Below are 1228 nucleotides of genomic sequence, written 5' to 3' on the forward strand. Positions count from 1 at the left end.
GGCCGGCCCGACGGACGACGTGGCCCTGCTGATCGCCCGGACCAAGGCGCTGCCGGCCGGCCACGTGGCCACCTGGGACGTGCCGCCCGACCCGTCCGCCGTGGCGGGGGTGCGCGAGACCGTCTCCGCCCAGCTGGCGGAGTGGGGTCTGTCCGAGCTGGACTTCGTCACGGAACTGGTCCTGAGCGAGCTCGTCACCAACGCCATCCGCTACGGCGGCGAGCCCATCCAGGTACGGCTGATCCGCGACCGGGTGCTGACCTGCGAGGTCTCCGACTCCAGCAGCACCTCACCGCATCTGCGGTACGCCGCGACGACCGACGAGGGCGGCCGCGGCCTCTTCCTGGTCGCCCAGACGACCGAGCGCTGGGGCACCCGGTACACCTCGCAGGGCAAGGTCATCTGGGCCGAGCAGGCGTTGCCGGGCGCCGTGGACACGGCACCCTGAGCGCGGTCCGCCCCTCACCTCACCCGCACTGGCACGGGTTGCCGGACTGGCACCCGCATCCGCAGCCCGAGCCGCAGCCGCAGGCCCCGAACAGGGGAAGGCTCCGGACGTCGGCGGGCTGTTCGCTCGGGCGTTCCCTCGTGGGGTCGGTCGTCGTGTCGGGCGTGCTGGGGGATTCGGCCATGGTCGGTCCCTCCTGGAAGGCTGGTGCCTGTGCCCATTGGATGCCCGCCCCGCTGGGCGCATCAACGGCGCACGGAGGCTCGCACGCGCCCGGACCGGACTCCGCGAGCCCCGCTCGGACCCGCGCACGAGCCCGCCCGCCCCACGCCCCGCCCGCCCTGCACGTCGCCCGCCCTACACCCCGTCCGCTCCGGGGGCCGGGGTGATCTCGGGCTGCACGTCGGCCTGGAGCTCGTCGGCGTGCTCACCGGTGACCAGGTAGACGACCCGCTTCGCGACCGCCACCGCGTGGTCGGCGTACCGCTCGTAGTAGCGGCCGAGCAGCGTCACGTCGACGGCCGTCTCGATGCCGTGCTTCCAGCGCTCGTCCATCAGGTGCTGGAAGAGCGTGCGGTGCAGCAGGTCCATCTCGTCGTCGTCCTGCTCCAGCTGCAGCGCGAGGTCGACGTCCTTGGTGACGATCACCTCGGCCGCCTTCGCCATCAGGCGCTGGGCCAGCTGCCCCATCTCCAGGATGGTGGCGTGCAGGTCCTGCGGGATCGCCCGCTCCGGGTAGCGCAGCCGCGTGAGCTTGGCCACGTGCTGGGCCAGGTCGCC

2 protein-coding genes are annotated in these 1228 nt (G+C 73.2%); one reads left to right on the plus strand and one right to left on the minus strand.

What is annotated here, in order from left to right:
* The coding region (locus ACFY5C_RS41750) for an ATP-binding protein (protein ID WP_389455310.1) at nt 1-448 on the plus strand (448 nt) is incomplete at its 5' end.
* Nucleotides 449-805: 357 nt separating this feature from the next.
* Here the strand turns inward: ACFY5C_RS41750 and ACFY5C_RS41755 are convergent.
* A partial coding sequence (locus ACFY5C_RS41755) for a phosphate uptake regulator PhoU (RefSeq protein ID WP_389455312.1) occupies nt 806-1228 on the minus strand: 423 nt, incomplete at its 5' end.

The sequence above is a fragment of the Streptomyces sp. NPDC012935 genome (genome assembly GCF_042900345.1).
Taxonomy (GTDB): domain Bacteria; phylum Actinomycetota; class Actinomycetes; order Streptomycetales; family Streptomycetaceae; genus Streptomyces.